The sequence below is a fragment of the Tenacibaculum sp. 190524A05c genome (assembly GCF_964036595.1).
GTDB lineage: Bacteria > Bacteroidota > Bacteroidia > Flavobacteriales > Flavobacteriaceae > Polaribacter > Polaribacter platacis.
In genome coordinates this window covers 1,914,002-1,936,103 of record NZ_OZ038523.1, presented here as the reverse complement: position 1 = coordinate 1,936,103, position 22,102 = coordinate 1,914,002, and the positions used below count along the sequence as shown (strand labels likewise).

Below are 22,102 nucleotides of genomic sequence, written 5' to 3'. Positions count from 1 at the left end.
AAATTCTTTTGAGGTTTGCTAATATATTTAACTTTTTAAGCTTGTTTGAAAGCTTTTAATTTTTCAATAAGTTGAGGTACAACTTCGAAAGCATCTCCAACAATTCCGTAATCAGCAGCCTTAAAGAAAGGAGCTTCAGGATCGTTGTTAATTACTACTTTTACTTTAGAAGCATTAACTCCAGCTAAATGCTGAATAGCTCCAGAAATTCCGATAGCAATGTATAAGTTAGAAGCTACTGGCTTTCCAGTTTGTCCAACGTGCTCACTATGAGGTCTCCAACCTAAATCAGAAACTGGTTTAGAACATGCAGTTGCAGCACCTAAAACGTCAGCTAATTCTTCAACCATTCCCCAGTTTTCAGGTCCTTTTAACCCACGTCCTGCAGATACTACTACATCTGCATCAGCAATTGTAACTGTTCCTGTAGCTTTATCAATAGAAACAGAAGAAACTCCTAATTCAGGTAATGAAGCATCTAAACCTTCAGCTGAACCCGATACTGCGTTTTCGTGCGCACCAAATGAGTTTTTAGCTACACCAATAACTCTTTTTTCAGTTGAGATTTCAGTATTATTGAATCCTTTGTTTGAAAACGCTTTACGCTTCACAACAAAAGGAGCAGTACTACTTGGTAAATCTACTACGTTAGAAGCATAACCTGCCTCTAATCCTACAGCTACTAATGGAGCTACAGTTAATCCGTCAACACTAGAATCAATGATTACAGTATCCGCACCTTGAGCTTCACTTGCTTGTTTGATAATAGCAGCGTAAGCCTTAGCGTTAAAAGAAGATAAGTCATTTTTTACTTCAACAACTTTTTCTGCACCGTAAGTATATAATTCAGATGCATCTCCTCCATTTATAGTTAAGGTAACAACATTAGTTCCTAATTGCTCTGCCACTTTTTTTCCATATGAAACAACTTCAAAAGCTGTTTTTTTAAATTTTCCTTCCGATGAATCGGCAAAAACTAATACAGACATACTCTTTAATTTTGTTAGAATTTTAGTGGATGGTGTTTAAACGCATCCACTAAAATGTTTTGATTTTAAATTTAAATTGCTTTTGCTTCGTTGTGTAATAAGTTGATTAAATCATCAACGTTATCTACTAATTTTACATCACCTTTTGGTGCTGGTTTTTCAAATGTTGTTGTAGTTGTTGATGCACTCGCTCCTGAAGCTTCAACAACGCTTAATGGCTTTTTACGAGCCATCATAATTCCTCTCATGTTTGGAATTCTTAAGTCTTTCTCTTCAACGATACCTTTTTGTCCTGCAACAACTAATGGTAAGCTAGAAGAAACTTTTTCTTCACCACCATCAATTTCTCTATCTAATGTAGCATTCGTTCCATCAACCTCAATTCCTACACAACCATTCACAAAATCGAATCCTAATAAAGAAGCTAACATACCAGGAACCATTTGTCCATTATAATCAGCAGATTCTTTTCCAGCTAATACTAAATCGTAACCACCGTTTTTTACAACTTCAGCTAATTCTTTAGCAACTAAAAAACCATCAGTTGGCACTGTATTTACACGAATAGCATCATCTGCTCCAATAGCTAAAGCTTTTCTTAATGTTGGTTCAGTTTCTGGTCCTCCTACATTAACAACAGTTACAGAAGCACCTTGCTTTTCTTTGAACCACATTGCGCGTGTTAAACTAAATTCGTCGTATGGATTTATTACAAATTGAACACCGTTAGTATCAAACTTAGTGTCATTCTCAGTAAAATTGATTTTTGAAGTGGTATCAGGTACATGGCTGATACATACTAATATTTTCATATAGGTTTGTTTTAAAAACACTTAATTTCGTGCGACGAATTTAAGCATTTTTTTTGATTTATTATGCATGCATAATAAATTTCTCTTCAAAAATATCATTTAAATCGCTGATTTTAACATTCTGTTAATTCTGTTAATAGTAATTTTTTTACTTTTGCAAATTGAATAAACAACTACTAGAATAAAACACATATGAAAACAGTACAATTTAGAGAGGCTATTTGCGAAGCAATGAGTGAAGAAATGCGTCGTGATGAGAGTATTTATCTAATGGGAGAAGAAGTTGCTGAGTACAATGGTGCTTATAAAGCAAGTAAAGGAATGTTAGATGAGTTTGGAGCGAAACGCGTTATTGATACACCAATTGCTGAACTTGGTTTCGGAGGAATTGCTGTAGGATCTGCAATGAATGGTAACAGACCAATTGTTGAATATATGACGTTTAACTTCTCATTAGTTGGTATTGATCAGATTATTAATAATGCTGCTAAAATTCGTCAAATGAGTGGTGGACAGTTCAATTGTCCTATCGTTTTTAGAGGTCCAACTGCTTCTGCAGGTCAATTAGCGGCTACGCATTCACAAGCATTCGAAAGCTGGTATGCAAACTGTCCAGGATTAAAAGTAATTGTTCCGTCAAATCCATATGATGCAAAAGGATTGTTAAAAGCAGCAATTAGAGATGATGATCCAGTTATTTTCATGGAGTCTGAGCAGATGTACGGAGATAAAATGGAAATTCCTGAAGGAGAGTATGTGTTACCAATTGGTGTTGCGGATATTAAAAGAGAAGGAACTGATGTAACTGTAGTTTCTTTCGGTAAAATTATTAAGGAAGCATATAAGGCTGCTGATGAATTAGCAGAGGAAGGAATTTCAATAGAAGTTATTGATTTAAGAACTGTTCGTCCAATGGATCATAAAACCATTTTAGAATCAGTTAAGAAAACAAATAGATTAGTAATCTTAGAAGAAGCTTGGCCATTTGGTAGTGTATCTTCTGAAATTACATTTAGAGTACAAGATGAAGCATTTGATTATTTAGATGCTCCAATCAAAAGAATTACAACAGCTGATACACCAGCACCATATTCTCCAGTTTTATTAGAAAAATGGTTGCCAAATTCTAAAGATGTAGTAAAAGCTGTAAAAGAGGTAATGTATATCAAGTAAGATATTGATAATTAGAGAGATGATAATTGTAAGAAAATCCTTTTAGTTTCGAACTAAAAGGATTTTTGAAGTAAAATACCTATGAAATTAAAAATTACAGCGCTGCTCCTTTTTGCGAGTTTAGTATTAAATGCGCAATTAACATTAAGAGGAACGGTGGTAGATGAGTATGATAATCCTTTACCATTCGTAAATGTGATTATTAAAGGAACTACTCAAGGAACAAGTACTGATGATGAAGGGAGATTCGCTTTCAGAATCAAGAAGAACAGAGGTGTTTTAGAGGTTTCTTTTGTTGGTTTCCAAACTCAAACTATTAAGGTTAGTAAAAAAACAAAATACCTAAACATCGTGCTTAAAGAAGGTACTGATGTTTTAGAGGAAGTTATTGTTGTTACTAAACCTAAAAAGAGATTAAAGAAAAAAGAAAATCCTGCTTATCGAATTTTAAAAGAAATTTGGAAGAGGAAGAGAAAAAATGGAGTGGATTTGGTAGATCATTACCAATTCAAGAAGCACAAAACTATCGAGATTGGTCTAAATAATTTAGATACTGTATTTATCAAAAGTATCTTCAAAGATCAATATAAAGAAGCTATCAGTGAAATTCAATATGATAGCGACGGAATAAACTACTACATTCCTATTTTCTTAAGTGAACAGATTTCTAAAGTGTACGGTAATAATGTCTCAAATAAAAAACGAGAAGATATTGTTGCAGAAAAAGCTGAAGGATTAGGAGCACAAGGATTTGTTTTTGATAGAATGTCTATGACTTTTCAGAATATAGATGTATTCAGAAATAATATTACGCTGTTACGTAAATCTTTTGTTAGTCCATTATCTACAGATGGATTTGCTACGTATGATTATGTATTATATGATAGTGTTGTGAACAATAATAAGAAGCTTTACAACATCTATTTCTTTCCAATTCGAGATCAAGATTTAGCGTTTAAAGGAAATTTTTGGGTTGCAGATAAAGACTTTACTATTAAGAAACTTCGTATGGAAGTTGTAAAAGGAGCAAACTTAAATTTTGTTAGAGGTTTAACTTTCGAAAAAGAATTTGAAGTAAGAAATGATAGTATTTATATTCCAACAAGGAATGCTTATGAAGGAGACTTTACGTTCTTAGATAAAAATGATGCTAATAAAGGTCTGACTATTAAAAAGACCATTAATTACGAAGATTACGTCTTAGAAAAACCATTACCAGAAGACTTTTACGATTTTGAAACACAAAAAATTCGTCCAGATCAATATTATAAATCTGAAGAGTTTTGGAAGAAAGAGGAGAAAGAAGATAATAAGGATACGTATAAATTAATCACTTCAGTTAAAAGTAAAAAGAGAATCAAAAAAATAACTGGATTTATCAATACAATTTCTAGTGGTTACATTAATATAGATGCTTTAAATCTTCAATTCGGACCCTTCTGGACTGCCTTAGCGAATAATGAAGTAGAAGGATTAAGAACTAGAATTGGTTTTAGAACCTTTAAAACAAAAGATGATAGATTTAGATTAGCTGGACATTTAGCATACGGTTTTAAAGATAAAGAGTTTAAATATGGTTTAGAGGCAAAGTATCTATTGTCTTATCAACCTAGGATTGCTGTTAGTGCTGCTTATCAAAAAGATGTTGAACAATTAGGAAGCTCACTTTTTAATACAACTCAATTATTAGGAAATACTTTTGGGTCTACAGCATTATTCTCAAGAGGAAATAACTTTTTCTTATCTAATGTAGAAAAGTATGCAGCTAATTTTGATTATGCGATACATAATAATTTAAGATTAGGTTTTAATTTATCACATTCTCGTATCAGTTCTGCAAGTCCAGAAAACTTCTCAGTAAGTTATCGAGAGAATCCGGGTGATACCAACTTTATTTCAAGTGTAACTGATGTTGCTTCGGATGTATATATTAGCTTCACTCCAGGAAGATTCGTATACGGTTTGGGAGTTGAACAACGATATGGAAGAAATGTATTCCCATCTATTGTTTTAAATTATCGTCATGGGTATAAAGGAGTTTTAAATGGAACTCACGATTATGATAGAATTCAATTAAAATATAATCAACCTATTTTATTAGGGAAATTCGGATTATTAGACACCACAGTTGAAGGAGGTAAAACGTTTGGGCAGGTTCCTGTTTCATTGATGAATGTAATTCCTGCGAACCAGTCTTTCTCATTAGTTCCGAATACATTTTCATTATTGAACTTCTATGATTTTGTAACAGATACTTATTTGTCTACACACTTAGAGCATCATTTTAATGGATTTATTTTAAATAGAATTCCGTTAGTTAGAAAATTAAATTTAAGAAGTTTATTGACATTCCGCGCGGCTTATGGTACGGTTAACCAAGGGAACAGGGATTTAAATGATGGTGTTGTAAATACTGCAGGAGTTCAGAATATTCAGTACAATGCACCAAATCGTGTGTACTATGAATACGGTTTTGGGTTTGAGAATATTGGGTATGGAAACCTTCGTTTTTTAAGAGTTGATGCAATTTGGAGAAGTGATTATAGAGCACCTGCAAATAGTATTGCAGTACCAACTCCAAAGTTTGCAATTCGAATTGGTATTAAACCAGGACTTTAATCTTAATTTAACCTAAAAATAACGGCTAAAGTTTGTGTGTAAACTCTAATTTATCCGTAGTTTTGCAAACCGATTTTTGAAACGAAGTAAAATTTATGACAGCAAAAGAGAAACAAACTGTTGATGTATTAATAGAAATACCTAAAGGAAGTAGAAATAAATACGAGTACGATTTTGATTTAAAGAAAATCCGTTTTGATAGGATGTTATTTTCTTCAATGATGTACCCAGGAGACTATGGTTTCATTCCAGAAACTTTAGCTTTAGATGGAGATCCTTTAGATGTTTTAGTATTAGGAGCTGAGCCAACTTTCCCAATGTGTGTTATGGAAGTAAAACCAATCGGTGTATTCCATATGGCAGATGAAAAAGGTCCAGATGAAAAAATCGTTTGTGTTCCTGTTTCAGATCCAATTTGGAATAAGTACAACGATTTATCTGATTTAAACCCTCACCGTAAGAAAGAAATCACTCACTTTTTCCAAGTATATAAAGATTTAGAAGAGAAAAAAGTTGATGTAGGAGGTTGGGGAGATGCTGACGAAGCGTATGACATTTTAGATAAGTGTATCGCTCGTTACCAAGAAAGCGAACACCAAGAAAAAGGAAGCTTTAAAATCTAAGATTCCAATTGCGAAATATTCAAGCTCATTACTTAAGTAATGAGCTTTTTTTGTTTAGAGTTTGATTTTGTTATATTTAGGGCAATAAACTAATCAATTAATTAAAAATTATGGAATCAAACATAGTGTATGTGCCAATTATATTGGCTGTTTTAGGGCTTGTTTTTATGTTCATCAAAATGTCTTGGGTAAAGAAACAAGATGCTGGAGATGAAAAAATGCAGTCAATTTCTAAAAGTATTAAAGAAGGAGCATTAGCATTTTTAAATGCGGAGTACAGACTTCTTTTAATATTTTCAATTATCGCCTCAATTGCACTATTCCTTATATCTCAATATGTTGATACTACACACTGGATTATAGTTATTGCTTTTATAATCGGTGCGATTTTTTCTGCACTAGCAGGTAATATTGGAATGAGAATAGCTACGGATGCTAATGCAAGAACTACAGAAGCAGCAAAAACAAGTTTACCAAAAGCTTTACAAGTTTCTTTTGGTGGAGGAACTGTTATGGGATTAGGTGTTGCTGGTTTAGCAGTATTAGGATTAAGTCTTTTCTTTTTATTATTCGTTTCAATGTTTGTTACAGGTGAAGGAAACTTTTATGAGGAAATGACTATTGCCTTAGAAGCTTTAGCAGGTTTCTCATTAGGAGCTGAGAGTATTGCTTTATTTGCAAGAGTTGGTGGAGGTATTTATACTAAAGCTGCTGACGTTGGTGCAGATTTAGTTGGGAAAGTTGAAGCAGGAATTCCTGAAGATGATCCAAGAAACCCAGCAACTATTGCTGATAATGTGGGTGATAATGTAGGAGATGTTGCAGGAATGGGAGCTGATTTATTTGGTAGTTATGTTGCTACTGTACTAGCTGCAATGGTTTTAGGAAACTATTTGATTAGAGACATGTCTACTACAGCTCAGTTTACTGATGCTTTCAATGGAATGGGACCTATTTTATTGCCATTAGTAATTGCTGGTGTTGGAATTGTAGCTTCTATTATAGGAACATTCTTAGTTAATATTAAAGATAATTCAGCTAAAGAACCAGAGGTTCAGAAAGCTTTAGACCTAGGAAACTGGGCATCAATTGTAATTACATTAGTAGCGAGTTGGTTTTTAATTCGTTGGATGTTACCTGAAACTTTACAAATGAATTATTTCGGTGAAGGATTACAAGAAGTTCCTTCTCGCCATGTGTTTTATGCATGTATGATAGGTTTAGCAGTTGGAGCATTAATTTCAACAGTAACGGCTTACTATACTAGTCTTGGTAAAAAGCCAGTTTTAGATATCGTAAAAAATAGTTCAACTGGAGCAGCAACAAATATTATTGCGGGATTAGCTGTGGGAATGAAATCAACATTTTTATCTGTTATTTTATTCGCAGCGGCAATTTATGGATCTTATGCACTTGCTGGATTTTATGGTGTAGCATTAGCAGCTTCTGCAATGATGGCGACAACAGCAATGCAATTAGCAATTGACGCATTCGGACCGATTGCAGATAATGCTGGTGGAGTTGCGGAAATGAGTGAATTAGAAGACCACGTTCGTGAAAGAACAGATATTTTAGATTCTGTAGGAAATACTACTGCGGCTGTAGGAAAAGGATTTGCAATTGCTTCAGCTGCTTTAACGGCTTTAGCTTTATTTGCTGCATATGTTACATTCACGGGAATTGACGGTATTAATATTTTTAAGGCAGATGTTTTAGCAATGTTATTTGTCGGAGGTATGATTCCAGTAATTTTCTCAGCATTAGCGATGGAGTCTGTAGGTAAAGCGGCAATGGAAATGGTACAAGAAGTTCGTCGTCAGTTCAAAGAAATTCCTGGTATTATGGAAGGAACTGGAACTCCAGATTATGCAAAGTGTGTTGATATTTCTACAAAAGCAGCATTAAAAGAAATGATTTTACCAGGTTTAATTACCATAATTACTCCAATTATTATTGGTCTTTTATTTGGTGCTGAACCTTTAGGAGGATACATGGCTGGTGTTTGTGTTAGTGGTGTAATGTGGGCTATTTTCCAGAATAACGCTGGAGGAGCTTGGGATAATGCTAAAAAATCATTTGAAGCAGGAGTTGAAATTAATGGAGAGATGACATTTAAAGGTTCTGATGCTCATAAGGCTGCAGTTACTGGAGATACAGTTGGAGATCCATTTAAAGATACTTCTGGACCATCAATGAATATCTTAATTAAGTTAACTTGTTTAGTAGGTTTAGTAATTGCTCCAATTTTAGGAGGACATTCAGCAAACACTCATGCTGAAAAAACTGCTAAAGAGATTAGAGTTGAAATGAAAGAAGCTGGTGGAGATCAAGTAAAGGCAAAAATCACTGTTAAAACTACTGAAAACGGAGAAACAAAAACTGAAGTTAAAGAAGTTACAGGAACTGATGAAGAAGTAAAGAAGGAAATTCAAAAACATGAATAGTACTTTCTTTTGAATATATAGAGCCATTGTGAAAGCAATGGCTTTTTTTATACGTTGATTTTAGCTGAGTTTTTAACTTCACCAATCATAAATGAACTTTGTGTACTACCAATATGTTTAATTGTGGTAAGTTTATTTACCATGAACTCTCTATATTCTTCCATGTCCTTTACATAGATTTTTAAGACATAATCATAGTCTCCACTAATATGAAAACATTCTGAGACTTCATCTAGTTTTAAAATTTCACTTTCAAAAACAGATAAATATTCTCTTGAATGTTGAATTAGTTTTACTTGGCAAAACACAATAAAAGACTTATCTACTTTTTTAGGATTTACTTGAGCTATATATCGAGTAATTATTTCTGCGCGTTCTAATTTTTTGATTCGTTCAAAAACTGCAGTAACAGATAAATTTAGTAATAACGACAGTTGTTTATTAGTACGTTTACTATCTTCCTGAAGTAGATTTATAAGTTTTTTGTCAATGTTGTCAAGTTTCATATTGAAAATATTTCTATAAAGTTAGGTTTATTTTAATTGAAAATGAATATTAAACTGGTTTAGTTTGTTTTTTGTGAATAAAAAACTGTATTTATTTAAATATATTGAATTTAATTAGGTTTTTACGTTGCTTTGAGAAAACAAAAACCTATACTCATGAAATTTAAACCAGCTAATAAAATTCAAGATTTACAATACTTTGGAGAGTTTGGAGGTGTAAATCCATCTATATCAGATTCTTCAACATATACTTTTCTTTCTGCAAAAACAATGTTCGATACCTTTGAAGGAAACGCTGATGGATGTTATTTATATTCTCGTCATACTTCTCCTTCAAATTTATACTTAGGTGAAGCATTGGCAGAAATGGAAGGTACAGAAACTGCAAATGTGGCAGGATCGGGAATGGGAGCAATCACTCCAGTGTTAATGCAATTATGTGGAGCTGGTGATCATATCGTTTCAAGTAGAACAATTTATGGAGGAACCTATGCTTTTTTGAAGAATTTTACTCCAAAATTAAATATCAATACAACTTTTGTTGACATTACTAAATTGGATGTTGTAGAAAATGCCATTACAGAAAACACTAAAGTATTGTATTGTGAGTCTGTGAGTAACCCATTATTAGAAGTTGCAGATATTCGTGGATTAGCAGCACTAGCGAAAAAATACAATTTGAAATTAGTTGTTGATAACACGTTTTCGCCGTTGTCTATTGCACCAGCTCAATTAGGAGCAGATGTTGTTGTGCATAGTTTAACTAAGTTTATCAATGGATCATCAGATACTGTTGGTGGAGTAGTTTGCGGCACACAGCAATTTATAGACGATTTAAGAAACGTAAACGATGGAGCTTGTATGTTATTAGGTTCTACTATGGATAGTTTAAGAGCGTCTTCAATTTTAAAGAATATGAGAACTTTACATATTCGTATGAAGCAGCACAGTAAAAATGCGATGTATTTGGCTCAAAAATTTGAAGCAGATGGATTGAAAACGGTTTATCCAGGTTTAGCATCACATCCTTCTCATGAGTTATTTTCATCTATGATAAATGAAGAATACGGTTATGGAGGAATGTTGACTATAGATGTTGGTTCATTAGATAAAGCGAATGAGCTTATGGAGCTTATGCAGAATAAAAACTTAGGGTATTTAGCAGTTAGTTTAGGATTTTACAAAACATTATTCTCTGCCCCAGGTTCGTCAACTTCATCAGAAATACCAGAAGAAGAACAAGCTGATATGGGATTGACAGATGGACTTATTCGTTTTTCAATAGGATTAGATAATGATATTGAACGAACATATGAAATGATGAAATCTTGTATGCAGCAAGTAGGAGTTTTAAAAGAAGAAAGCTTCGTTTAATAATACAAAATAAAAGTCTCAATGTTGAATTGAGGCTTTTTATTTTCCTTTCATTCTTTCCCAAATAGAACTAAATAATTCTGAAGGAGAAGTGTTTTTAAAACGTTCAGCATCATTTTTATATTCCCAACGATTTCCATTCTTATACAAACGAAAACCAAAAACAGAACTACTATTAGCATCATTCTGAATTAATGGATATCGTAAATCGTTGTAACGAAACTCTCCGTCAGGTAATGAAGTTAAGTTGTAATATTGATTACTGAACCAGGTTAGTTTTTTCAAATCAATATCGTTCATATCCAATAAATCCTGATTCTTAGGAACAGAAATAAAATCTGTAGCAACGGAATTCTTATCTAAAATTGAATAGTAACCCACTTTATAGTCTGAATCTGTTTCAGCAACACCATACCATAAAATATTATTTAAGAGAGATGGTTGTACGGTAAATCTTGAATATTCAATTCCAGCCTGTTTAAATGATTTTTTAAAAACACTGTCGATATAGAATTTATTCATAATAGTTAATATCATGTATGCAGAGCTAACGTAAATTCCAGCTTTAAGCCACCAATTTCGTTTTACACTCCCTCTTTTATAAAACATAAGAACAATCAAACTGATTAAAAAAGGTAAAGTGTATAATGGATCGGCTACAGCGATATTATTAAATGCAACTCTATAATCTGAAAAAGGTAAAAATAGTTGTGTTCCATAAGGTGTAAAACAATCAAGAATAGGATGAGTTAAAATAGAAAGTAAGAATAACCAAACCCAATCTTTTCGAGTTGTTGTGTCTTTTCTTTTACCGGTATTATATAACCAATGTATCAGATAACCAAAACCAAATGCAGCAAGTATTGCGAACGGAATGGAATGCATAAAGCCTCTATGAAATATCAACTGATCGATAGTATTAGAGTAAAAAAGATTTCCAATAAATACATCTAAATCGGGAATTGTTCCTCCTATCGCACCAAACAATAAAGCTTTATTTCCAATCTTCTTTCCTAGAGCAATTTCACCACAGGCAGCTCCTAAAACTATTTGCGTTAATGAATCCATATGTATACAAAAGTAGCAAACGGTTTTCACTTGCGTAAGTCTTAACAAAATCGTAACATTACAAACCAAAATAATCAACCAATGGGAGAAACTAACAAGGGTTCTGAAATAAAAATTCAAGATCAAAAAATACAGCAGAATAAAAATCTATCAATTTGGGAAGCTATTATACCAGTTTTTGCATTAATTGGAATGTTAGCTTACAACGTTTATGTTTTTGGAGATGATGCTTTAAGTGGAAGTAATCAATTCATTTTATTGATAGGTGGTGTTGTTGCAGCGATTGTTGGTTTCAAAAATAAAGTAAGTTTTCAACTCATGATGGATGAGGTCGCAGAGAATGTGAAATCCACAGCGAGTGCAATTTTGATTTTATTAATGGTTGGAGCCTTGGCAGGGACTTGGTTGATTAGTGGGATTATTCCTTCTATGATTTACTATGGATTACAAGTTTTAAATCCTACAATTTTCTTGGTAGCATGTTTAATTATTTGTGCTGTAATTTCTGTTGCTACAGGTAGTTCATGGACAACTGCCGCAACTGTAGGTATCGCATTAATTGGAATCGGTGGAGCTTTAGATATTTCATTAGGAATGACTGCGGGAGCTGTACTTTCTGGAGCATATTTTGGAGATAAAATGTCTCCAATGTCAGATACTACAAATTTAGCACCTGCAATGGCAGGTACTGATTTATTTACTCATATTAAATATATGGCGTATACGACAGTACCAACTTTTATTGTAACTTTTATTTTCTTTTTGATATTAGGATTTGCACAGTCAGCTTCTGGAGAAGCGAATACTGGACAAATGATTGCTGATATTGATAAGGCTTTTAATATTACACCTTTACTATTTATAGTTCCGATTGTTGTTGTTGTTTTAATTATTAAAAAAACACCACCATTAATCGCTTTATTAGTAGGTACTATTTTAGGAGGGATTTTTGCGCTTATTTTTCAACCTCAGGTAGTTGCTCAAGTAGCGGGGGTAGAAAAATTAGATTTTAATTCAGCTTATAAAGGAGTAATGACAGCAATTACAGTTGATACTTCTGTTGCAACCGATAATGAAGTTCTAAAAGATTTATTTACTGCTGGAGGAATGAAGAAAATGCTTGGCACAATATGGTTAATTTTATGTGCAATGGTTTTTGGAGGTATTATGGACGCCATTGGAGCTTTAGCAAAGATTAGTAGTTTTATGTTGAATTTATTCGATAGTATATTTGGATTATTCGCAAGTACAGTATGTACATGTATTGGATTAAACGTAACTGCATCAGATCAATACTTAGCATTAGTTGTTCCAGGAAAAATGTATGCACAAGCTTTTAAAGACAAAGGGTTAGCTCCAGAAAATTTAAGTAGAACTTTAGAAGATTCAGGAACAGTTACATCTGTGTTAATTCCTTGGAATACTTGTGGAGCTTATCATTCAGGTGTTTTAGGTGTACCAGTTGTAGATTACGCTTTTTACGCTATGTTTAACTGGTTAAGTCCATTTATGACGTTAATCTTCGCTGCTTTCAGGATTAAAATTAGACAGCTTGCTAAATCTTAGTATGATTTCTATTAGGGAAGGTATAATTGAATATACTGGAACTAGTAAAGAAATAGGACTGTATTTATATTGTAAGCCTTTTAAATTATCAATTTCAGAAATTAGGTATATTATTTTATCCCCTAGATTAGTGATTGATGATGAAGAGGCCTATCTCCTTTTTATCGATAAAGAGTATCAAAAGTATGTATTACCATTATTTCATACTTCCAATATTGATTTAATAGAAAATCTCTGTGGAACCCGATTAACTGGTGACTTGTATTTTGACAAGTTTTCATATGAAGATCATTATGGAAAAGTAGACTGTATTGTTTATCCTAAAAATTTGCAATGGAAGCCCGCTTATAAAAATGACTGGAAATTGATTGTAAGAGTATTGTATACTTGGATTTTACCTAAGTCTTTTTTTGGGACACTTATTGAGTATTAAAAGTATCTGAATTATTTACTTTTAGAAAAGATGTTTAATGTGATGGATGTTAGCAATAATATCCACGGCATTCCGTGTAAAAAGGTGTCAAACCAATCCATGAGCTTCATTGCTTCATTACCGCTAAAAGCATTACCGCCGGCTATCCATTTCAATTTTCCTAAAATATGAGGTTCTTTAAAAGGAGCTAATCCTAAAGAAAGACTAGCAATTAAGAATAAAAGCCATGATTTTTTTATGGATTCTTTCATGAGTTAGATGAACCAGTTCCACACTAAACCAAAACGAATTGACATATCTCTGTATGGATGACTAGGTGCAGAAAAATAGTTTTTGTCTTGTAAAAAGTTGGAACTTATATTATCAATTTTAAAGAAGATTCGAGTTCTTCTCACTTTCGCATTAAAAAATACATCTACCGCTGGGAATCCTATTTCGGTATCATTTTGTAGAATAAATTCACCTAATAATGGATTATGAGCATTTGCTCTAAACTTCATGAAATATTTAAACGTAGCTCCAATTTGTACTTCTAAAGGATTGCCTTTAAACCAATGATCTGTGTAGTATAATGTATTTCTAGTTACAAATTCAGGAACTCGGAATACTTCGCTACCACTAGATACATTTTGATACATTATAGTGTTGTTTAACGCAAACTTCTTGAAAAACTTAAACTCTTTATTTGCTTTCACTTTTAAGTAAGTTATAGAGCCATTAAATTGCTTTGGTAAACTGTCTGTATCAAAGTATACGTAATCTTCAATGTTCGTAAAATCAACACTCGCATTTCCCCATTTCGATTTAAAAGAAAATCCGAGATTTCTTGTGTCGATATTTGTGAAATTATTTTCCCAGTTATACTTGTTATAAACACTTTGGAAAAATTGAGTATTAAAACTAGGAGCTTTTGATGTAAGTAATACTGTTCCTTTTACTTTAAATACACTATCTTTTTCATAAATAGCTTCACCACTAAAGTGATTTCCTGCTAAATATCCGCTACCCGGAGTTACAAGAGCATTTGCATTAACTTTAAAATTTCCGACTCTTCCGTTCCAGTCTGCACCTAAAGCAATGGCGTCACCAGTTAAACGTTTTTTATTTATTAATATGTTACTATTGTAAATAGTATCATAGCCATAATTTACGGTAGTGTAATTTGCTTTTACTCTAAATCTACCTAAAACATATTTAGAATTGAATTCTAAGTATCCTTGATTATTAATTAATCTATAATCTGATGATTCTCTTACTTCACCTGAAGTTTTACTGGCTTCTCCAAATGCTGTGGTAGTAACATTTCCCTGTTCAAAAGTGAAGAACTTTTTCTCATAATGAAGTTTATGTCCAACTTTTAAATTGGTAAAGTTCTTTGTATTTGTCGTGTCTTTACTATTAAAAAGTTTAAAATTATGATCTAAATAAAAACGAGTTCCATCGAATAAGCTTTCCGAATCTGTTAAGTTCACATCTAATCTTCCTCTGTCAGTAAAGTTAGGGTCATTAGATAGAAAATTATTTAAAGATTCAGTTGTTAGTCCACCATTTTCTTCATTAGTAAAATCTTGAGTGGTTAAATGTGTTCGAACATTGTATTGATCCTTAGGAGTACTATATGTCATAGTTGCTCTAAAATTCCCTGTACTTGATAATGAACGGCGATATTGTCCTAATGATCTTAAACCTCTGTAGGCAAAACTCAGGTTTAATCGCTTTGATAAATTGAAAGTAAATAAAGCATCCAGCACTTGACCTTGTTCTTGACCAGTTTTGTACATTATTTCAGTAGTTGGTGTCGGAACACGATAATAATCGATATCATCAATGTTTAAATAATTAAACTGTTTCGCATTAAAACCGATATCTGGAAATTCAGAAATATTTCTAAAGTTATATCCTAATGAGTTAAAGGTTTGTCCTTGGTTGTGAAAAGACAATAATTCAAAATTATCTTTTCTTCTAAAGTTATGAGTGTATTCTTTTTGAATATTTAAAGTAGTATCAATATAAATTGTATCTCGTTTTTTTAGATTGATGACTTTGTAATCCGTATACTTTGTCTTTCCACTTAATTTTACGCTAATTTCATCACTAGAAATAGAATCATTAACTCTATTTACTCCAGAACCTCCAAATCCTCCATTTACAGTTCTAAATTGAGCGAAAGTTCCTAAACATCCTAAAAAAAATACAAGTATGAACAATTGTTTCATAAAGGCAAATGTAAAATAATAAAACGAAAATATTTGTGAATGTTATCTTCGAAAACTGTTAATTTGTGTTATGCTAAAATTAAATTATAGTGGATTTACTTTAGAGGCAGGAACAGATGAAGCGGGGAGAGGCTGTTTATCGGGCCCTGTTGTAGCTGCGGCAGTAATTTTACCTGAAGATTTTAAACATCCTTTTTTGAATGATTCTAAGCAATTATCAGAAAAGAAAAGAAATGAACTTCGAACGTACATTGAAGAAAACGCTCTGTCTTATGGAGTGTCTTTTATACATAATGAAGAAGTTGATGAACTAAATGTACTTCAAGCTTCACTAGAGGGAATGCATCGTTCAATTGCTCAGTTAAACGTTCAACCAGAATTTATAATCGTAGATGGTAATAAATTTAAACCTTACGGAGAAACTCCTTTTGAAACTATCGTGAAAGGAGATGCAAAGTTTATGAGTATTGCAGCAGCATCAATTTTAGCAAAAACCTACAGAGATGAGTTTATGGCGAAAATTCATGAAGAATTTCCCGTTTACAATTGGAAGAAAAACAAAGGATACCCAACGAAAGAACATAGAGCAGGGATTAAATCCCATGGAGCAACTAAATATCACAGGAAATCTTTTAAACTTTTACCAGATCAATTAACACTAGATTTTAGTTAAATTATGTTAAAATCAGTGTTTTAACATTTGATATTTAACGGATTAGTTACATTTGCCGCTCGGACGGAGAACCTTTTTATAATAATCCCTATTATAAATATGTGCGGCAAGCATAATAATTTACTGGTTATTAGTTGCCGCATTTTTTTTATTTAGACTTCACTCCAACAAAATGATCGGATTTTAACTTGAACAAAACATTGAAAGTAGTTAAGCTACCGTAAATCCTTGTAATGTATTGTTGTAGGTCTATTTTATCCTGATCGTCTAGAGTTTTACTAGAGTTTATTTTTTGCTCCATGACTCTAATTCGATCTCTAACCATAACAATTTTATGGAAAAATGTGTCAATCGGAATTTCTTTTGAAGCTAAATTAGTATCAGCAGGTTCTATAATCAATTTACCTCCTTTAAATTTATCTGAAATAGGAACGATTTCAGAGACATCGCTCCATTGCTTTAAAATTTTACGTAATGAAGATTCAACTTCATAAAAACTGATAGTATCTACTTCATCCTCTACAGCTTCGATAGTTTCAAATTCGTCCTCGAGAGTAATAGTTTCTAAACCATTTTCTTGAAACGTAACCCAATAATGTTTGTTATCTACATTTGTTACTACACCAAATCCATATTCAGGATGATTAATTCTAGATCCAATACCTAATAATTTCATAAATCAACTGTTTTTTACGATACTAAAATACGTATTTTTGTTGCCTAATTTTTAGAAAGATGATTAAAAGAACTCGTGTAGAAATAACAAAATGTATAATTCACAAAGTAGCAAACAAATACAATAGCGGACAGAATGCATTTTCTGAAAGCTTAGTTCGTTTTGATGAAGAAAGTTACGATTTATTGCTTCCTTTTTTACTAAAGCCTTTTGGTGGAGTTACACAGAGTTATCGTTTTAATCATCATGCTGATGTTCGTTTAAACGAGATCAATAATTATGCTTCTCAAATTTTTGATGATGAAGAAACGTTTATTGAAAATTCAAAGAATGTTGTTAATCATTTGTATGAACAATCAAACTCAGCTCAAATAAAAACAGGTGATGTTTTAGTAGTTCTTTTTGAAGGAATTGAGTACAAAGATGTGTTAACTGAAGCGGTTGGAATTTTTAAAATTGAGAGTAAAGTAGACTTCTTTCAAACTTACTTGGATGAAGATAGTTTTGATGTTGTGGTTCAAAAAGGAATTTCAACAAAAAGACTAGATAAGGGATGTTTGATTTTAAATTCATCTGATACAGAAGGAACAGTTGTGTTATCGGTTGATAATAACAATTATGATGCGCAATATTGGATTAAGAACTTCTTAAATGTAAAGTTTGCTGATGATCGAAACTTACATACTCAGCATTATTTAGAATTATGTAGAGATTTTTCTGAGGAAATTATTAAACCAGAATACGGAAAACACGAACAAGGAAACTTTTTAGCTAATACTGTTGATTATTTTAAAGAACATGAAAGTGTAGATTATCATGCTTTCAAGGATGAGGTTTTTGAAGATGACAAGCATAAAGATATGTTTGAAGACTATAAGAAGCACTTCGAAAAATTGAATGATGTATTGGTGAGAAATAACTTCGAGGTTTCAGATATTGTTTTAAAGAAGGAGAAAGGGAAGTTGAAAACAGAAATTAAGTTAGATACGAATATTCAGATAAAGATTGATATTGATGCTCCAGACGCAGCTTCAGACTATTTAGAAAGAGGATATGATGAGGACAAGAAGATGAAATATTACAAAGTATATTATAACGCAGAGAAATAAAAAAAGCAGCTGAAAAGCTGCTTTTTTATTGGTTGTATTCTTTGATTTCCCTTTCTAAGTTGCGTTTTAACTCTTCCAGGTTTTTTAATTTTCGTTGATCCTGATATTTAGAAACTAGATGATAAATAAAAACAAAGAGAAGTATAAACACCAGCGCATATTAAAACTAAATTGGTATAAGAATATTCTCCTAAATCTAACATTGATTCTCCATGTTGTAAAAACTCTCTTTTTGATCTTCTTGTTGGTGCCCAGAACGAAAAGAGTATGCCTAAACCGATAACTTTCCAAAGATGTCTCAAAAGAAAATTTTGCTCTCTTTTTACATTTTCAATTTTGAATATTGTTGCCTGTAAATGTTTTTCTTTATGAGTTATTGACATCTGTTATTACAGTTTTTTTACATATTTAGTTACAATAACAATATTTTGTCCATCTACTTTTCCTTCTATGTATTCAGCATTTTCTGGATCCAAAGAAATTCTTCTTACAGCTGTTCCTTGTTTACAAACCATACTTGATCCTTTTACTTTTAAATCTTTTATCAATACTACATTGTCACCGGCTTGTAATATAGCTCCGTTGCTATCTCTATGAATTATTTTTTCACTTTCATCTAGATGATCTCCTGTGGCTTGAGCAAATGATAATTCTTCTGGTTCTAAATACATCATATCTAAAAGATCTTGAGACCATCCATCTTTTTTTAATCGATGAAGCATTCGCCAAGCAACAACTTTTACCGCAGAAAATTCACTCCACATACTATCATTCAAACATCTCCAATGATTCGAATCTACAGTTTCTGGATTATTAATTTGTTCGATACAGTGTTCGCAAGCTAAAATACTTCCGTCAACACCGCCAGTAGAAATAGGAGGAACTTCATAAATACTTAAATTTTGTGTTGAAGCACATAACTCACATTGATTTCCACTTCTATCTTGTAATTCTTGTAATAAACTCATTGCTTGTATTTGTGCTTGCGAAAGTAATCTTTAAATTGAAAAATTAGCACGAAGTATCTGCAATAATTTTCCACTCACCTTTAATCTTTTTGAAAATAATCATAAAAATTCCATCGGCATTACCAACTTCACGAGTCAAATGATATTCGCCCATTACATAATAACTATTACTTTCAATTCTCGAGATTGATCTAATTTTAAATTTTAACTTTCCAGTATCTTCTGCATAAGGATAACTCTTTTTATACTTTTCTAAAGTTTGTTTCCATCCATAAGTAATACCTTTTTTGCCTTGGAACTTTAATGAGTCTGATTTCCAATATCCTAACATAAAACAATCTAAATCATGTCTAGACCAGTCGGATTCCTGGTGTTTCATTAATGCTAGGATTTCTTTTTTATCTTGTTCTTCGTTAGAGGATGCGCATGAACAGATAACTACGAGTAGGGATAATATTAGTTTTTTCATGTTAAAATATTTGTTCTGAAAGATATAACCTTTTTTAAAAATCGTATTATTGATAAAAAAATAGCCAAATGAGACTTGAAAGTGACCGACTAATTATTAAAGACGCTGCCGTTGAAGAAGCTTCATTTTATTTCGAATTATTTAATGATCCGGATTGGATTACCTATATAAATGATAAAGGATTAAGATCGGTAGAACAAACAAAAACATATCTAGAAAATACATTACCTAAAAACGCATTATTAAATGGTTTGGGTTTTTTTACGGTTATTTCTAAAGAAACAAATGAGCCCATTGGTATGACTTCAGCATTGCAAAGAGATAAACTAGATTTTATTGATGTTGGTTATGCTTTATTACCCAAAGGAAGAGGTAAAGGCTATGCAAGTGAAGCTACAGTGTTGATGATGGAGTATATTAAGGATACATTCGAACAAGAGAAAGTTTATGCTTTTACATTGCCGGAAAATGAAAGATCTAAGCGATTATTGGAGAATCTAGGTTTTGCCTATATAGGAAAGCAAAGTGTATTCGAAGGGGAAAAAGATTGTGTTTATGAATTCAAATTTTAATAAATGAAAATTGATACTATTCATCATATCGCAATTATTTGTTCTGATTATGATGTTTCAAAGTGGTTCTATACGCAGATTTTAGGATTTAAAGTAGAACAAGAAGTTTATCGAAAAGAAAGAGCATCCTATAAGTTGGATTTGTCTTTAAATGGAACGTATTTGATAGAATTATTTTCTTTTCCAAATCCACCAAAAAGAGCTTCTTTTCCTGAGGCAACAGGTTTACGTCATATTGCTTTCGGAGTTAGAGATTTAAAAGCATGGAAAGATTATTTAGAATCTAATAATGTAATTTGCCAAGAAATTAGAATTGATGAATTTACGGGAAAACAATTTTTCTTTTTTAATGATCCGGATAATTTACCAATTGAGCTATATGAAATTTAAAAATTAGAATAGTGTTATGAAAATATCTGCGAATACCATATTTGTAAGTATTATCTCTGTAATTTTATTATTCATGATTTTCTGGATGGTAAGCATTCAAACGAAATATGAATATCCAGATGTCACTGATAAAGTTGTGGAAGCGAGAAATATGGAACTGTCAGTTAAAAGGGGAAGAGATTTATTTAACAAAGAAGGTTGTTATAGCTGTCATAAACCGGATAAGCTAGATGGATTTAGACCTTTAGTAACTGGTAAAGTATCACGAGAATGGTTATTCCAATTTATCAGAGATGAAGCTTCCTTACTTAAGAGTAAAGATTCGATAGTATTGGTTTTAAAAGAAATGTACAATTGGTCTAATGGAAAACACGATAAGAAGCATTTGAATGATCAAGAATTAACTGATATTTTGAATTATTTGGCTAGTTTTAATTAGCATTAACAATAAAGATTAAAATGAAAATCTCTGCAAATGTAATTTTCGGAAGTATTGTAGCTATTATTCTGTTATTTATGATTTTCTGGATGGTAAGTATTCAAACAACAACTGATTATGATCAAACAAAACATACTCTAGATAATGAAAAAGTTAAACAGATTGATCCGACGTTAGCTTTGTCGGTAAAAAGAGGTAAGGAATTATTTTTAAATAACAGCTGTTCAAGTTGCCATAGAGTACATTCTCGACATTCAATACTTACTAATATAAAAGAAAGAAGAGAAATGAAATGGCTAATTCAATACATTAAGGATGAGCAGATTCTAATAAATCAGAAGGATATTGATGTAATCGCTTTGAATGCTGAATGGAATTCAAATACATCAGAGCATTATAATCCTAACCTTTCAGAAAGTGATGTTAAGGATATTTTAAATTATGTTGATGGTTATTAATTGATGTATAAATCAATCAATCCTTCTGGAGTTTCTACTTCGATAGTTTTATGTTCCCTATCTACTTTTTTAATGAAATCATCAATCATTGGAATAAATAATTCAATTCCATCTCTATCTATTTCAAATAATGGTTGAGCAGCAGAGTCATTAATACTCGAAATAGTTCCAACTTCACCAAAATTTACATCCTTTACGGTAAAACCAATTACTTCATGATAATAGAATTTATTTCCAGAAAGTTTTGGTAGTAGGGTAAGAGGTAAGTAAATACCAGAACGTAAAATCGCTTCGGCGTCAGCTTCTGTATCAACACCTTCGAATTTTACACGGAACATTGTGCTTTTGCTCAATGAAGATTTTTCAATAAAAAAAGGAATCAGATTATTGCCGAGTTCGACAAATACTGATTCCAAATTTTTGTACAGATGAGGCTCGTCAGTATCTAATTTGATAACTACTTCGCCTTTAAAACTGTGTTTTTTGACGATTTTGCCTAAATAAAAACAATCTTTAGTTTGCATT

24 protein-coding genes are annotated in these 22,102 nt (G+C 32.0%); 13 read left to right on the top strand and 11 right to left on the bottom strand.

Translation table 11 applies throughout. The features are described 5' to 3' along the window. Window positions 1-35: 35 nt before the first annotated feature. Both ABNT61_RS08455 and ABNT61_RS08450 read right to left on the bottom strand, forming a co-directional pair. Window positions 36-989: an electron transfer flavoprotein subunit alpha/FixB family protein gene (locus ABNT61_RS08455; RefSeq protein ID WP_348745590.1), complete on the bottom strand. Its 954-nt coding sequence runs from the start codon at window positions 987-989 to the stop codon at window positions 36-38. Between the two features lie 71 nt (window positions 990-1,060). Then, complete coding sequence (locus ABNT61_RS08450) at window positions 1,061-1,801, bottom strand: electron transfer flavoprotein subunit beta/FixA family protein (protein ID WP_348745589.1); 741 nt, start codon at window positions 1,799-1,801, stop codon at window positions 1,061-1,063. A gap of 192 nt (window positions 1,802-1,993) precedes the next feature. On the opposite strand from ABNT61_RS08450, the gene ABNT61_RS08445 reads away from it, so the two are divergent. The 4 genes from ABNT61_RS08445 (at window position 1,994) to ABNT61_RS08430 (ending at window position 8,660) form a co-directional block, all read left to right on the top strand. Beyond that, window positions 1,994-2,974: a pyruvate dehydrogenase complex E1 component subunit beta gene (locus ABNT61_RS08445; protein ID WP_348723679.1), complete on the top strand. Its 981-nt coding sequence runs from the start codon at window positions 1,994-1,996 to the stop codon at window positions 2,972-2,974. Between the two features lie 81 nt (window positions 2,975-3,055). Continuing rightward, a complete protein-coding gene (locus ABNT61_RS08440; protein WP_348712567.1) occupies window positions 3,056-5,593 on the top strand; it encodes a DUF5686 and carboxypeptidase-like regulatory domain-containing protein in 2,538 nt (845 codons plus the stop codon). A gap of 95 nt (window positions 5,594-5,688) precedes the next feature. After that, on the top strand, window positions 5,689-6,216 hold the full coding sequence (locus ABNT61_RS08435; protein WP_348712566.1) for an inorganic diphosphatase: 528 nt from the start codon (window positions 5,689-5,691) through the stop codon (window positions 6,214-6,216). Between the two features lie 110 nt (window positions 6,217-6,326). Then, entirely contained in the window at window positions 6,327-8,660 is a 2,334-nt protein-coding gene (locus ABNT61_RS08430) for a sodium-translocating pyrophosphatase (protein ID WP_348745588.1), read from the top strand. Window positions 8,661-8,707: 47 nt separating this feature from the next. Here the strand turns inward: ABNT61_RS08430 and ABNT61_RS08425 are convergent, their stop codons facing one another. Continuing rightward, window positions 8,708-9,166 carry an Lrp/AsnC family transcriptional regulator gene (locus tag ABNT61_RS08425; protein WP_348723677.1) on the bottom strand — a complete coding sequence of 153 codons (459 nt, stop codon included), beginning with the start codon at window positions 9,164-9,166 and terminating at the stop codon, window positions 8,708-8,710. Window positions 9,167-9,322: 156 nt separating this feature from the next. On the opposite strand from ABNT61_RS08425, the gene ABNT61_RS08420 reads away from it, so the two are divergent. Beyond that, complete coding sequence (locus tag ABNT61_RS08420; protein WP_348745587.1) at window positions 9,323-10,540, top strand: aminotransferase class I/II-fold pyridoxal phosphate-dependent enzyme; 1,218 nt, start codon at window positions 9,323-9,325, stop codon at window positions 10,538-10,540. Window positions 10,541-10,579: 39 nt separating this feature from the next. Here ABNT61_RS08420 and ABNT61_RS08415 read toward each other — a convergent pair whose 3' ends face one another. Next, window positions 10,580-11,608 (bottom strand): metal-dependent hydrolase, encoded by a 1,029-nt coding sequence (locus tag ABNT61_RS08415; protein ID WP_348745586.1) that lies wholly within the window; start codon window positions 11,606-11,608, stop codon window positions 10,580-10,582. 81 nt (window positions 11,609-11,689) lie between these two features. Between ABNT61_RS08415 and nhaC the strand changes: the two genes are divergently transcribed. Beyond that, the gene (gene nhaC / locus ABNT61_RS08410) at window positions 11,690-13,174 is read left to right on the top strand and encodes a Na+/H+ antiporter NhaC (protein ID WP_348745585.1); all 1,485 of its coding nucleotides are present in this window, start codon (window positions 11,690-11,692) and stop codon (window positions 13,172-13,174) included. 1 nt (window position 13,175) lies between these two features. After that, complete coding sequence (locus ABNT61_RS08405; RefSeq protein ID WP_348745584.1) at window positions 13,176-13,607, top strand: hypothetical protein; 432 nt, start codon at window positions 13,176-13,178, stop codon at window positions 13,605-13,607. Between the two features lie 11 nt (window positions 13,608-13,618). Here ABNT61_RS08405 and ABNT61_RS08400 read toward each other — a convergent pair whose 3' ends face one another. Both ABNT61_RS08400 and ABNT61_RS08395 read right to left on the bottom strand, forming a co-directional pair. After that, window positions 13,619-13,858 (bottom strand): hypothetical protein, encoded by a 240-nt coding sequence (locus ABNT61_RS08400; RefSeq protein WP_348742416.1) that lies wholly within the window; start codon window positions 13,856-13,858, stop codon window positions 13,619-13,621. 3 nt (window positions 13,859-13,861) lie between these two features. Further along, window positions 13,862-15,823, bottom strand: a complete 1,962-nt coding sequence (locus ABNT61_RS08395; protein WP_348745583.1) for a putative porin — start codon at window positions 15,821-15,823, stop codon at window positions 13,862-13,864. A 70-nt stretch (window positions 15,824-15,893) separates the two neighbouring features. Between ABNT61_RS08395 and ABNT61_RS08390 the strand changes: the two genes are divergently transcribed. Further along, on the top strand, window positions 15,894-16,496 hold the full coding sequence (locus ABNT61_RS08390; RefSeq protein WP_348745582.1) for a ribonuclease HII: 603 nt from the start codon (window positions 15,894-15,896) through the stop codon (window positions 16,494-16,496). A gap of 148 nt (window positions 16,497-16,644) precedes the next feature. On the opposite strand, the gene ABNT61_RS08385 is transcribed toward ABNT61_RS08390, so the two are convergent. Beyond that, window positions 16,645-17,172, bottom strand: coding sequence for a hypothetical protein (locus ABNT61_RS08385; RefSeq protein ID WP_348745581.1), 528 nt, complete (start codon window positions 17,170-17,172; stop codon window positions 16,645-16,647). Between the two features lie 59 nt (window positions 17,173-17,231). Between ABNT61_RS08385 and ABNT61_RS08380 the strand changes: the two genes are divergently transcribed. Continuing rightward, a complete protein-coding gene (locus tag ABNT61_RS08380; RefSeq protein ID WP_348712555.1) occupies window positions 17,232-18,281 on the top strand; it encodes a nucleoid-associated protein in 1,050 nt (349 codons plus the stop codon). Window positions 18,282-18,388: 107 nt separating this feature from the next. On the opposite strand, the gene ABNT61_RS08375 is transcribed toward ABNT61_RS08380, so the two are convergent. From ABNT61_RS08375 to ABNT61_RS08365, 3 genes are read right to left on the bottom strand one after another with little or no spacing between them, the layout of a single operon-like run. After that, a complete protein-coding gene (locus ABNT61_RS08375; protein ID WP_348745580.1) occupies window positions 18,389-18,664 on the bottom strand; it encodes a hypothetical protein in 276 nt (91 codons plus the stop codon). A gap of 6 nt (window positions 18,665-18,670) precedes the next feature. Beyond that, window positions 18,671-19,249 (bottom strand): PhnA domain-containing protein, encoded by a 579-nt coding sequence (locus ABNT61_RS08370; RefSeq protein WP_348745579.1) that lies wholly within the window; start codon window positions 19,247-19,249, stop codon window positions 18,671-18,673. 43 nt (window positions 19,250-19,292) lie between these two features. Then, a complete protein-coding gene (locus tag ABNT61_RS08365) occupies window positions 19,293-19,718 on the bottom strand; it encodes a DUF4440 domain-containing protein (RefSeq protein ID WP_348742422.1) in 426 nt (141 codons plus the stop codon). Window positions 19,719-19,786: 68 nt separating this feature from the next. Here ABNT61_RS08365 and ABNT61_RS08360 point away from each other — a divergent pair, with 68 nt between their 5' ends. Genes ABNT61_RS08360 through ABNT61_RS08345 form a run of 4 tightly spaced genes read left to right on the top strand, consistent with a single transcriptional unit; the run spans window position 19,787 to window position 21,577 of the window. Further along, entirely contained in the window at window positions 19,787-20,290 is a 504-nt protein-coding gene (locus ABNT61_RS08360; RefSeq protein ID WP_348745578.1) for a GNAT family N-acetyltransferase, read from the top strand. 3 nt (window positions 20,291-20,293) lie between these two features. After that, complete coding sequence (locus ABNT61_RS08355; RefSeq protein WP_348745577.1) at window positions 20,294-20,680, top strand: VOC family protein; 387 nt, start codon at window positions 20,294-20,296, stop codon at window positions 20,678-20,680. A 16-nt stretch (window positions 20,681-20,696) separates the two neighbouring features. Beyond that, window positions 20,697-21,119: a c-type cytochrome gene (locus tag ABNT61_RS08350; RefSeq protein WP_348745576.1), complete on the top strand. Its 423-nt coding sequence runs from the start codon at window positions 20,697-20,699 to the stop codon at window positions 21,117-21,119. 20 nt (window positions 21,120-21,139) lie between these two features. Then, window positions 21,140-21,577 (top strand): c-type cytochrome, encoded by a 438-nt coding sequence (locus tag ABNT61_RS08345; RefSeq protein ID WP_348745575.1) that lies wholly within the window; start codon window positions 21,140-21,142, stop codon window positions 21,575-21,577. Here the strand turns inward: ABNT61_RS08345 and rimM are convergent. After that, on the bottom strand, window positions 21,574-22,101 hold the full coding sequence (gene rimM / locus ABNT61_RS08340; RefSeq protein ID WP_348745574.1) for a ribosome maturation factor RimM: 528 nt from the start codon (window positions 22,099-22,101) through the stop codon (window positions 21,574-21,576). The genes ABNT61_RS08345 and rimM overlap by 4 nt on opposite strands. Window position 22,102: the final 1 nt, after the last annotated feature.

Excerpts from the sequence above, each read along its gene's own strand:
- ABNT61_RS08455 (WP_348745590.1), bottom strand. The coding sequence starts at position 989 with ATGTCTGTATTAGTTTTTGCCGATTCATCGGAAGGAAAATTTAAAAAA.
- ABNT61_RS08450 (WP_348745589.1), bottom strand. The coding sequence starts at position 1,801 with ATGAAAATATTAGTATGTATCAGCCATGTACCTGATACCACTTCAAAA.
- ABNT61_RS08445 (WP_348723679.1), top strand. The coding sequence starts at position 1,994 with ATGAAAACAGTACAATTTAGAGAGGCTATTTGCGAAGCAATGAGTGAA.
- ABNT61_RS08440 (WP_348712567.1), top strand. The coding sequence starts at position 3,056 with ATGAAATTAAAAATTACAGCGCTGCTCCTTTTTGCGAGTTTAGTATTA.
- ABNT61_RS08435 (WP_348712566.1), top strand. The coding sequence starts at position 5,689 with ATGACAGCAAAAGAGAAACAAACTGTTGATGTATTAATAGAAATACCT.
- ABNT61_RS08430 (WP_348745588.1), top strand. The coding sequence starts at position 6,327 with ATGGAATCAAACATAGTGTATGTGCCAATTATATTGGCTGTTTTAGGG.
- ABNT61_RS08425 (WP_348723677.1), bottom strand. The coding sequence starts at position 9,166 with ATGAAACTTGACAACATTGACAAAAAACTTATAAATCTACTTCAGGAA.
- ABNT61_RS08420 (WP_348745587.1), top strand. The coding sequence starts at position 9,323 with ATGAAATTTAAACCAGCTAATAAAATTCAAGATTTACAATACTTTGGA.
- ABNT61_RS08415 (WP_348745586.1), bottom strand. The coding sequence starts at position 11,608 with ATGGATTCATTAACGCAAATAGTTTTAGGAGCTGCCTGTGGTGAAATT.
- nhaC (WP_348745585.1), top strand. The coding sequence starts at position 11,690 with ATGGGAGAAACTAACAAGGGTTCTGAAATAAAAATTCAAGATCAAAAA.
- ABNT61_RS08405 (WP_348745584.1), top strand. The coding sequence starts at position 13,176 with ATGATTTCTATTAGGGAAGGTATAATTGAATATACTGGAACTAGTAAA.
- ABNT61_RS08400 (WP_348742416.1), bottom strand. The coding sequence starts at position 13,858 with ATGAAAGAATCCATAAAAAAATCATGGCTTTTATTCTTAATTGCTAGT.
- ABNT61_RS08395 (WP_348745583.1), bottom strand. The coding sequence starts at position 15,823 with ATGAAACAATTGTTCATACTTGTATTTTTTTTAGGATGTTTAGGAACT.
- ABNT61_RS08390 (WP_348745582.1), top strand. The coding sequence starts at position 15,894 with ATGCTAAAATTAAATTATAGTGGATTTACTTTAGAGGCAGGAACAGAT.
- ABNT61_RS08385 (WP_348745581.1), bottom strand. The coding sequence starts at position 17,172 with ATGAAATTATTAGGTATTGGATCTAGAATTAATCATCCTGAATATGGA.
- ABNT61_RS08380 (WP_348712555.1), top strand. The coding sequence starts at position 17,232 with ATGATTAAAAGAACTCGTGTAGAAATAACAAAATGTATAATTCACAAA.
- ABNT61_RS08375 (WP_348745580.1), bottom strand. The coding sequence starts at position 18,664 with ATGTCAATAACTCATAAAGAAAAACATTTACAGGCAACAATATTCAAA.
- ABNT61_RS08370 (WP_348745579.1), bottom strand. The coding sequence starts at position 19,249 with ATGAGTTTATTACAAGAATTACAAGATAGAAGTGGAAATCAATGTGAG.
- ABNT61_RS08365 (WP_348742422.1), bottom strand. The coding sequence starts at position 19,718 with ATGAAAAAACTAATATTATCCCTACTCGTAGTTATCTGTTCATGCGCA.
- ABNT61_RS08360 (WP_348745578.1), top strand. The coding sequence starts at position 19,787 with ATGAGACTTGAAAGTGACCGACTAATTATTAAAGACGCTGCCGTTGAA.
- ABNT61_RS08355 (WP_348745577.1), top strand. The coding sequence starts at position 20,294 with ATGAAAATTGATACTATTCATCATATCGCAATTATTTGTTCTGATTAT.
- ABNT61_RS08350 (WP_348745576.1), top strand. The coding sequence starts at position 20,697 with ATGAAAATATCTGCGAATACCATATTTGTAAGTATTATCTCTGTAATT.
- ABNT61_RS08345 (WP_348745575.1), top strand. The coding sequence starts at position 21,140 with ATGAAAATCTCTGCAAATGTAATTTTCGGAAGTATTGTAGCTATTATT.
- rimM (WP_348745574.1), bottom strand. The coding sequence starts at position 22,101 with ATGCAAACTAAAGATTGTTTTTATTTAGGCAAAATCGTCAAAAAACAC.